Source organism: Stenotrophomonas sp. YJH_SMC_53 (genome assembly GCF_059369995.1).
Window position 1 is genome coordinate 199,338 of record NZ_JCAFTF010000007.1, and the last position, 10,611, is coordinate 209,948.

The 10,611-nt window shown below is 66.5% G+C and carries 4 protein-coding genes and 1 pseudogene; 3 read left to right on the forward strand and 2 right to left on the reverse strand.

The window, feature by feature from the left end:
- Window positions 1-14: 14 nt before the first annotated feature.
- Both AC5P7X_RS13250 and AC5P7X_RS13255 read right to left on the reverse strand, forming a co-directional pair.
- Window positions 15-953: an ROK family protein gene (locus tag AC5P7X_RS13250; RefSeq protein ID WP_053496824.1), complete on the reverse strand. Its 939-nt coding sequence runs from the start codon at window positions 951-953 to the stop codon at window positions 15-17.
- Window positions 946-2,100 carry an SIS domain-containing protein gene (locus tag AC5P7X_RS13255; RefSeq protein ID WP_065177898.1) on the reverse strand — a complete coding sequence of 385 codons (1,155 nt, stop codon included), beginning with the start codon at window positions 2,098-2,100 and terminating at the stop codon, window positions 946-948. The genes AC5P7X_RS13250 and AC5P7X_RS13255 overlap by 8 nt, the downstream gene beginning before the upstream one ends.
- A gap of 322 nt (window positions 2,101-2,422) precedes the next feature.
- Here AC5P7X_RS13255 and AC5P7X_RS13260 point away from each other — a divergent pair, with 322 nt between their 5' ends.
- The 3 genes and pseudogenes from AC5P7X_RS13260 to AC5P7X_RS13270 all read left to right on the forward strand — a co-directional run bounded on the left by AC5P7X_RS13260 (window position 2,423) and on the right by AC5P7X_RS13270 (window position 10,314).
- The gene (locus AC5P7X_RS13260; RefSeq protein ID WP_495214964.1) at window positions 2,423-5,782 is read left to right on the forward strand and encodes a TIM-barrel domain-containing protein; all 3,360 of its coding nucleotides are present in this window, start codon (window positions 2,423-2,425) and stop codon (window positions 5,780-5,782) included.
- A 134-nt stretch (window positions 5,783-5,916) separates the two neighbouring features.
- Window positions 5,917-8,893: pseudogene (locus AC5P7X_RS13265) on the forward strand (TonB-dependent receptor domain-containing protein).
- A 65-nt stretch (window positions 8,894-8,958) separates the two neighbouring features.
- A complete protein-coding gene (locus tag AC5P7X_RS13270; protein ID WP_065197216.1) occupies window positions 8,959-10,314 on the forward strand; it encodes a Gfo/Idh/MocA family protein in 1,356 nt (451 codons plus the stop codon).
- Window positions 10,315-10,611 lie beyond the last annotated feature (297 nt).

The following is a 10,611-nucleotide window of genomic DNA, read 5'->3' on the forward strand; positions in this document are numbered from 1 at the left end:
TCAGGCTCCGGAGATCAGGAAAACGAGGGTTGGCAGGCGAGCAGGGCGGCACCACGTGCGCCACCGGCGTCGCCGAACCGTGGCGGCACGATCGGCGGGACCTGCACGCCATTGAACAGATGGGTGGCGATGGCGGCCGGCAGCTGCTGGTACAGCGGCGCGTACTGCGAGAGTCCGCCGCCGAGCACGATCACGTGCGGGTCCAGTGCCAGCACCAGCGCGGCCAGACTGTGGCCGAGCAGGTCACGATGGATGTCCAGCGCCTTGCGCGCGCGGGCATCGCCGGTTTCGGCCAGCGTGATCACCGCACTGGCGTCGACGGCGCTGCCTCCGAGGTGGCGTTCGATCATGGCCAATCCGCTGCCGGACACATAGCGCTCCACGCAGCCCTGCAGGCCGCAGCCGCAGTCCAGCAGCGGCAGGCCATGGCGCTGCAGCAGATGGCCGGGCACGCTCCAGTGGCCCCATTCGCCGGCCAGGCCGTTGAAGCCGGACAGCAGCCGGCCCTGCAGGCAGAAGCCACCGCCGGCACCGGTGCCGAGGATGGCGCCGAACATGCTGGGGTAGCCATCGGCGGCGCCGCCGTGCGCTTCCGACAGGGCAAAGCACTGCAGGTCATTGCCGAAATGCAGCGAGCGTTGAAGCCGCGCCTGCAGATCCTGCGCCACGCATTGGCCGGTCAGTGCGGGCACGTTCGCGCTGAGCTGGCGGCCGCTGCGGCGGTCACGCACGCCGGGCAGGGCAATGCCGATGGCCGCATCATTCCGGCCCAGCGCGGCGTCGGCCTCGGCCACCAGCGTCACCACGGCCTGCAGGAAACCATCGTAGTCGCCCTGCGGCGTGGCCACGCGGCGGCGCCAGGTGACCTGCATCGCCGCATCGCACGCCACCAGCTCGATCTTGGTGCCGCCGATGTCGATGCCATAGCAGGCGTGGGCGATCAGCTCAGCCATGGTGGATGGTGACGCCCTTGACGACGCGGTTGACGGTGCCGTCCGGGAACGGGTTGTCCGGGGTCAGTCCCAGCGCGGCCGAGCGCTGCAGCGCGAACAGCTGCGCGAAGCCCAGCCACACCGGTGCCAGCCACGGATCGTCCAGCGCCGGTACGGTGAGGGTGTAATCGTCATCGGCGCCGATGTCCGAATGTGGACCGATCGCCAGCACCTGCCCGGCTACGCCATCGCGGCGCAGTTCGTCCAGCAGGTCCTGCTCGTAGCGGCGCGCGAGCGGCTGCACGCTGCGCAGCACCACCACCAGGGTGTTGCCATCCAGCGTCGACTTGGGGCCGTGACGGAAGCCCAGCGGCGTGTTGGCCAGCGCCAGAACGCGGCCAGCGGTCAGCTCCAGCACCTTCAGTGCACACTCGCGGGCCAGCGCTTCCAGCGGGCCGCTGCCAAGGTAGATCACGCGGTTGAACGGGCGCTGCGCAAGCGTTGCCACTGGTGCGTCCCACTGCGCCTGCCCTTCGCGGGCCAGCGCGGCGATCTGCTTCAGGCGCGCCACGCGCGCATCCCACGGCGAGCGATCAAACACCGTCAGTGCCGCCAGCAGCATGCAGGTCAGGCTGCTGGTCATGGCGAAGGCACGGTCGCAGCTGGCCGACGGCATCAGCAGGGTGCACGTATCGCCACGGCCGGCGCCACGGCGGGCCAGTTCGCCATCGGCGTTGCAGGTGATGTCGAGGAAGCGCGCGTCGTCCACGTCGCTGCGCACGCGATCCACCGCTGCCACGCTTTCCGGGCTGGAGCCACTGCGGCCGAACGACACCAGCAGGGTCGGGCGGTCACGCTGCAGGTACAGCGCCGGGTGGGTCAGCAGGCTGGTGGTGTGCACCACGCGCACCTCGGCCGCCCACTGTGCGTTGATCGCGTCGGCCACCATCTCGGCGATGAAGCCGGAACTGCCGGCGCCGGTGAACAGCACGCGCTGGTTGGGATCGTTGAGGCTGTCGCCGAGGAAGGCCTGCAGGCGGTCGCGGGCACGCGACAGGTCCTGTGCGAGTGCTTCCCACAGCGCAGGCTGCTGGGCGATTTCGGTTGCGGTATCGGCTCCGCCAAGGCGCTGCCAGGCGGACACATCGGAAAGCAGGGTGACGTCCATTCGGAGGTTCCAGTTGGGCCAGCGCACCATCTGTGTTTTCTTTCGAAATGTCAAACATCGAAAGTAAAAAGAAAGAAAATGGCCGAGTGGCTTTCCCAGTCGCGGCATGACCAGGAAAACGAAAGGACGGCTCAAATGCCGTATCGCACAATGCTTAACAGGCGACTGCAAGCGCTTACACAAAGTATTGCGACGCAACAACTTTCGTTTCAATGGAATATATCTTCCTTTTTCCTTTCAATTTGTTGACATCTTTCGAATCGCTGCCCTAGAGTCGGCCCAATCGCTTTCGAAACGCCCGGTGAACGGGTTGGGAGTCCGCGTGGAAAACTGCGTTCGTCGCTCGCCGCTGATGCTGGCCCTGTTGCCGGCCTTGATGCTGGCGTCCATGACGGCCAGGGCCGAGCCGGTCGGAAACCTGCGATCGGTCAGCGCCAGCGCCAGCCGCGATGGCGTGCAGGGCTGGGACCTGCAGACCGACAAGGGCGCGCGCATCCGCATTGAACTGCCGGCGACCGACATCATCCGCGTGCAGGCCGGCCGCAACGGCACGTTGACCGGCGCCGGCGACAAAGCCGCACCGATCGTGCTGCCGCAGCCCAAGGCGAACGTGCAGGCGCAGCTGGAAGAAGATGCGCAGGAAATCCGCGTGCGTACCGACGCACTGGTCCTGCATGTGCAGCGGGAACCGCTGCGCCTGCGCCTGGAACGCCTGGACAACGGCCAGCCCACCGCGCTGTGGCAGGAACTGCAGCCGCTGGACCTGGAGGCCACGCAGAGCGTGCAGGTGCTGTCCTCGCAGGCCGATGAGGGCTACTTCGGTGGCGGCCAGCAGAACGGCCGCTATCAGTTCAAGGGCCGCGAGCTGGAGGTGTCCTATTCCGGCGGCTGGGAAGAGGGCGACCGCCCCAGCCCGGCACCCATGCTGCTGAGCAGCCGTGGCTGGGGCATGCTGCGCAATACGTGGAGCGATGGCAGCTACGATCTGCGCGAGGCCGACCAGGCCACGCTGCTGCATCGCGAAGACCGCTTCGATGCCTATTACTTCGTCGGCGCCGACCTGCCGAAACTGATCGAGCGCTACACCCAGCTGACCGGCCGCCCGAACATGGTGGCGCGCTGGGCGCTGTCCTATGGCGATGCCGACTGCTACAACGACGGCGACAACAGCAAGAAGCCCGGCACCGTGCCCGAAGGCTGGAGCGACGGCCCGACCGGCACCACGCCGGATGTGATCGACAGCGTGGCCAAGCAGTACCGCGCCCACGACATGCCCGGTGGCTGGATCCTGCCCAATGATGGCTACGGCTGCGGCTACAAGCAGTTGCCGGAAACGGTGAAGGGGCTCGCCGGCTACGGCTTCCGCACCGGCCTGTGGACCGAGAACGGCGTCGACAAGATCGCCTGGGAAGTCGGCAAGGCCGGCAGCCGCGTGCAGAAGCTGGACGTGGCCTGGACCGGCAAGGGCTACCAGTTCGCGATGGATGCCAACCGCCAGGCGTTCAACGGCATCCTCGACAACTCCGATTCGCGCCCGTTCCTGTGGACGGTGATGGGCTGGGCCGGTATCCAGCGCTACGCCGTAGCGTGGACCGGCGATCAGAGCAGCAGCTGGGATTACATCCGCTGGCACGTGCCGACCCTGGTCGGTTCGGGCCTGTCCGGCATGGCCTACGCCAGTGGCGACGTCGATGCAATCTTCGGCGGCAGCGCCGAGACCTTCACCCGCGACCTGCAGTGGAAGGCGTTCACCCCGGTGCTGATGGGCATGAGCGGTTGGTCGTCGAACGCGCGCAAGCACCCGTGGTGGTACGACGAGCCGTACCGCAGCATCAACCGCGATTACCTGAAGTTGAAGATGCGCCTGACCCCGTACATGTACGGGCTGGTGCACGAGGCCGCGCAGACCGGCGCACCGCCGGTGCGGGGGCTGATGTGGGACTACCCGCGCGACCCGCATGCACAGGATGAGACCTACAAGTACCAGTTCCTGCTCGGCCGCGATCTGCTGGTGGCGCCGGTGTACCGCAGCCAGGCCGCCAGCCGTGGCTGGCGCCGCGACATCCACCTGCCGGCCGGCGGCTGGATCGACTACTGGGACGGCCGCCGCGTGCAGGCCGGTGCCGACGGCCGCCAGCTGGACCGCCAGGTGGACCTGGCCACGCTGCCGGTGTTCGTGCGCGCCGGTGCGATCCTGCCGATGTACCCGTCGATGCTGTTCGACGGCGAAAAGCCGCTCGATGAAGTGACCTTCGACCTGTACCCGCAGGGCGACTCGCAGTACACGTTGTACGAAGACGATGGCAACACGCGCCGCTACCAGCAGGGTGAGTCGAGCACGCAGGTAATCCGCGTGCAGGCGCCTGCACTGGGCAGTGGCCCGGTGCAGGTGCAGATCGATGCGGTGCAGGGCCAGTACAACGGCCAGCTGGCGCAGCGTCGTTATGGCCTGCGCGTGCTCAGCCGGCAGGCGCCACGTGCAGTGCAGGCCGGTGGCCGCGCGTTGCCAGCGCTGGCCGATGCGGCGGCGTTCAACGGTGCGGCTGAAGGCTGGTACTTCGATGCCAAGGAGCGCCGTGGCACGCTGCACGTGCGTACCGCTGTCCAGGACATCCGCCAGCCGCTGCAGCTGCAGCTGGACTTCGCGGCGGCCGCTGCGGCCGCCGACGATGCCTATCCGGCCGCGCCGGTACTCGGCCGCGAACTGCCCGCAGACAGCCTGCTGGTGGTCAACCGCCCGGCCGAGGAGCCCGGCCATGCGCTGGAGAACGCCTTCGATGACGATCCCAACACCTGGTTCCGCAGCGTGCGCAACCAGGCCGTGCGCACTGGCGCGCACGAGTGGGTGATCGGCTTCGGCGAGCGCAGGATGATCGATGGCATCGACATCGCACCGCGCAACGACAAGAACTGGAAGCACGGCCAGGTGCGCGATTACGAGGTGTACCTGGGCGACAGCAATGGCGAGTGGGGCGAGCCGATCGCCCGTGGCCGCCTGCAGCTGAAGGAAGGCGTGCAACGCATCGACTTCCCGGCCCATGCCGGCCGCCTGCTGCGCTTCCGCGTACTGAGCGTGCAGAACCCCGAAGGCGACGGCGCCAGCAGCACCGACCCGATGGTGACCGCCGCCCAGGGCAGCGCCCGCGCGTTCGATGCACTGCAGCCGCGCGACGTCGGCCCGATCGCACTGTCCACCTTCCACATCCTCGAACACCAGGAACCGGAGCGACCGGCCCGGCAGCGCTATCTCTCCGAGCTGCCGGTGCCGGCCGCGCTGGCCAGCCAGCTGCGTACCGACCAGTCCTTCCGTGGCGACGCCGGCATGCGCATGAACGGCCTGCAGTTCCGCCGTGGCCTGGGGGTCGGCGCCAACAGCCGCATCGACCTGCGCCTGCTGGGCGGCTGGCACCTGCTGCGTGCCGACCTCGGCATCGACGACGCCTGCCGCAACGCCGGCGGCCTGCAGTTCCAGGTATGGGGCGACAACCGCCTGCTGTACGACAGCGGCCTGGTGAAGGCGCCCGGCGTGGTCAAGCCGGAGCTGGACATCCGTGGCCTTTCCACCCTGAGCCTGCGCACGCTGGGTTCGCAGGGCAGCCAACCCGCCCAGGTCTGTGCCAACTGGGCCAACGCCGTACTGATCGGCCAGGAGGGCGACTCCGCCAGCATCGTCGCCCCATGACCCCCACGTAACACCGCTCCTCCCCCGCCCCATCCCGACTACGGCCCTCATGGCCGTGGCCCGGGAGCGTTTTGCCCGCCGAACGCCCACGCGCTCACTCAGTTGCGCCGCACCCCTGCCAGGAGAGAACCCCGATGTTGCCCGCCCGCCACCACCGCCCCCCCTGCCGCTCGATCGCTCCGCTGACGCTGGCCATTGCCGGCGCGCTGTTCTCGCTTGCTGCTCCTGCCTTCGCCCAGGAGAGCAAGGACAACGCCACCGACCTCGCCCGTATCGAGGTCACCGGCTCCAACATTCGTCGCACCGACGTTGAAACCGCCTCGCCGGTGCAGGTGATCAGCAAGCAGGACATCCAGAACATGGGTGCGCAGCACGCTGCTGCAGGTGCTCGACAACCTGCCGGCCGCTCGCCCCGCGCAGCAGGATGCGCGCTCGCTGTTCACCGGTTCCGATGGTGCCTCACAGGCCAACCTGCGCGGGTTGGGCGCACAGGGCACACTGGTGCTGCTGAACGGTCGCCGCCTGTCGTACTACGGCGCACCGGCCGGGTTCCAGACCCAGTTCGTCAACATCGATGCGATCCCGGCGGCGGCCATCGAGCGCATGGAAGTACTGACCGACGGCGCGTCGGCCGTGTACGGTACCGACGCGGTGGCCGGCGTGATCAACGTGATCACCAAGCGCAACTTCCAGGGTGCCGAGATCAGCTTCACCAACGACACCTCCTCGCGCATCGATTCCTACGGTGAGCGCCAGGCCAGCATCACCGCCGGCTTCGGTGACCTGGCCGAGAACCGCTTCAACATCTACGGCGCGGTCAACATGTACCGTCGCGACGCGATTCCGCTGAGCGATTTCTACGACAAGCGTCCGGACCAGTACTACGTCAACAACCCGAACTACCTCAATAACCTGCGCCTGGGCGTGGGCAGCAGGCCGGGCGAGTTCAACCCGGGCACCTACTTCGCCTTCGATCCGGTCACCGGCCGCCGCGTGCAGGAAGCTGCGCCGGGCTGCAAGAACGTGTTGACCAGTGAAGCGGCCGGCCCGCGTTGCGTCTGGGAAACCTGGATGAACAACGAGATCGATGCCGGCGCCAAGTCCGAGCGCAACACCGCCTACCTCAACGGCACCTTCCTGGTCGGCGACAGCACCGAGATCTTCGCCGAGGCGACCTACACCGACATCGACCTGCGCGCCAACGGCGGCACGCCGCGCACCTACGGCACCACGACCGGCAACCCGACCAGCTGGTTCTCGCGCAACACCGGCAACACCGTCAACCAGTTCCTGTACCCGTTCCTGGGCCCGAACAACGAGTACAACCACGCCAGCCCGCAGTTGAAGGCGATGATGGGCGGCGTGGTCGGCCTGAACTACCTGCTGCAGGATGCCGGCCCGAATTACTTCGGCCAGCGCAATACCGACAAGAGCTATCGTGTGCTGGCGGGCGCACGTGGCAACGTGGGTGACTGGAACTGGGAAACCGCATTCGCCAGCGCGGGTACCCACTCCACCACCTACCAGACGATCAACGTCAACACCAAGGGCTTCGAGAAGGCGTTCGGGCCGTACACGATCGATCCTGGTACCGGTCGGGTGATCATCTCCGACCACCCGGCGTACAAGTTCGGCGAGATCAGCGAGGCCAACGCCGCGTTGATCCGTGAAGCGTTCCCGACCTTCGACATCCAGTCGTGGACCCGCCTGCATACCCTGGACGGCAAGATCGAAGGACCGCTGTTCCAGCTGCCGGCGGGCGAGATGCGCGCCGCGTTCGGCTTCAACGCCAGCCGTGAGACCTTCTACACCCCGGGCAATGCCGATGCGGCCAATGGCCTGATCACCCAGCAGGGCGGCTCGTGGTTCGACGGCAAGCGCAACACCTACGCGCTGTTCGCCGAGACCGTGGCACCGATCACCGACAAGCTGGAACTGGATGCGGCGGTGCGCGTGGACAAGTACCCGAACTTCAGCGCCAACATCGCGCCGAAGATCGGCTTCAAGTACCAGGCGTTCGATCAGCTGATGCTGCGCGGCACCTATTCCACCGGCTTCCGCGCACCGAGCCTGGCCGAGTCCGGCAACGGCGGCGTGTTCGCCCAGCTCGGTGGCTTCCGTGACGAACTGCGCTGCGGCGAGACCAACGCCATCGCCAACCTGCTGCTGAAGTCGCAGCGGCCGGGTGACGTCGACCTCGGCAAGACCCTGCTGAACGTCGACTGCAGCCGCACCGTGGCGCGCATGACCCAGCCGAACAAGGACCTGAAGCCGGAAAAGGCCAAGATCGCCACCCTCGGCTTCGTCTACGAGCCGGCAACCTGGCTGTCGGTTTCGGCCGACTACTGGTTCATCTACCGCAACAATGAAATCGTCGCGCCGGATTATCGCCGCATGGAAGACATCATCTCGATGTCGCGCTCGCCGATCACCGACAGCGACCGCGCCAACCTGGCGCAGCTGGCGGCAATGTGCGCCGATCCGGCCAGCGGCGTGAGCTGCCCGGCCACCCTGCCGGGCTACTCCGCCGGCAACGTGGCCAGCGTGGTCGGCCAGTACAAGAACCGCGGCAAGACGCTGATCGACGGCTTCGACATCGACGCGCGCAGCCGCTTCTCGCTGGGCGACTGGGGCAACCTGAACATCGGCCTGGCCGCCACCATCGCCAACCGCAACCGCTTCTACATGGATGCGGAGAACGGCTGGTACTACGGCGACGTGGTGGGCTACTACAACAACCCGCGCCTGCGCGCCACGCTCAATGCAGACTGGACCTACAAGCAGGTGACCACCAGCATGTTCGTCAACTACGTGGGTGGCACCAAGTGGGCCACCGACCAGATCGACGAAGAGAGCAACAACAAGGAAACCTGCACCGGCGGTTACCTGGCCCTGCAGAAGAGCAAGTGCGATGGTGCACCGTCGTGGTGGACCGCCAACATGAGCGTCACCTGGCGCCCGGACGATGCGTGGAACCTGAGCTTCACCGTCAAGAACCTGTTCAACCGCCTGCCGTTCTACGATCCGAACAGCTTCCTGGGTGACTCCAGTGACTACGCCACCATCTTCGGCCGTGGTTACAGTGTGACCATCGGCTACCGGTTCAAGTAATTCCGTTTGCGTGACCTGGCGTGCCGGCTGCGGCCGGCACGCTGCCAAGAGGAGAGATCTTTGCCATGAAGCGTAGGGAATTCATCGCGGCCAGTGCCGCTGTCGCCGCCAGCAGCCTGCTGCCGCAGACCCCGGCATGGGCACGCGGGCGCAAAGTGCGCCTGGCCATGATCGGTACCGGCATGCGTGGCCTTGTGCTGCTGAAGGAGCTGGTGCGCCGCGACGATGTCGAGGTGGTCGCGCTGTGCGACATCGAACCGATCATGCTCGGCCGTGCCATGGACATGGTGGCCAAGGCCGGCAAGCCGGCCCCGAAGACCTACGGCCAGGACCGCGATACCAACGCCTGGAAGCGCCTGCTGGAACAGAAGGGCATCGATGGCGTGATCATCGCCACGCCGTGGGAGTACCACGCACCAATGGCGATTGCCGCCATGCAGGCCGGCGTGGCCGTCGGCTGTGAAGTGGTGGCCGGCATCACCCTGCAGGACCACTGGGACGTGCTGAAGACCCAGCTCAGCACCGGCACCCCGTACATGCTGCTGGAGAACGTCTGCTACCGCCGCGACGTGATGGCCGCGCTGCAGATGGTGCGCCAGGGCCTGTTCGGCGAACTGGTGCACCTGCAGGCCGGCTACCAGCACGACCTGCGCGGCGTGAAGTTCAATTCCGGCGACCCCAACCAGCCTTACGACAGCGGCGTGGAGTTCGGTCCGAAGGGCTGGAGCGAAGCTCGCTGGCGCACCGAGCATTCGGTGGAACGCAATGGTGAGCTGTACCCCAGCCACGGCATCGGCCCCTGTGCGATGTACACCGGCATCAACCGTGGCAACCGCTTCACCCACATCAACGCCTTCGCGACCAAGGCACGCGGCCTGCACGAATACACCGTGGCCAAGAGTGGCGGCACCACCCACCCCAGCACCCAGGTGAAGTTCAAGCTCGGCGATATCGTCACCACCACGCTGGCGTGCGAGAACGGCGAGACCATTCTGCTGCAGCACGACACCTCGCTGCCGCGCCCGTACTCGATGGGCTTCCGCGTGCAGGGCACCAAGGGCCTGTGGATGGATGTGAACCATTCGATCCACATCGAAGGCCGCAGCCCGCCGCACCAGTGGGAAGAGTTCAAGAAGTACCAGGACGAGTACGAGCACCCGCTGTGGAAGCAGAATGCCGACACCGCCGCCAGCGCCGGCCACGGCGGCATGGACTGGTTCGTCATCCATGCATTTGTTGAAGCGCTCAAAGCCAAGGCACCGATGCCGATCGACATCTACGACGCGGTGACCTGGAGTGCGATCACCCCGTTGAGCGAGCAGTCGATCGCCAACGGTTTCCAGACGCTGGAGTTCCCGGACTTTACTGCTGGTGCGTGGAAGACGCGCAAGCCGATCTTCGCGTTCGACGGTAAGTATTGAGGTTTACACCCTTCCACGCTGTGACGGAGACGCCGGGCACTGCCCGGTGTTTCTGTTTCTGGAGGCATTCGCCTTGTAGAGCCGAGCCCACGCTCGGCTGCTTGTTCGGTCGGCCGCTCGCTTTATCAGAAAGCTCTGAAATCCGACCCACTCCACAGTTTCTGACTTGAATGTGTAAACGACATCGGAGATAACGTCCCCCATGCGGTCAGCCCGCACTCCGGACCAGGGACGATCCGAAGCATGACGTGGTGAGGCAACCGCCCCACGTTCTCGTTCCTGCCGGTGCTGCGTTCG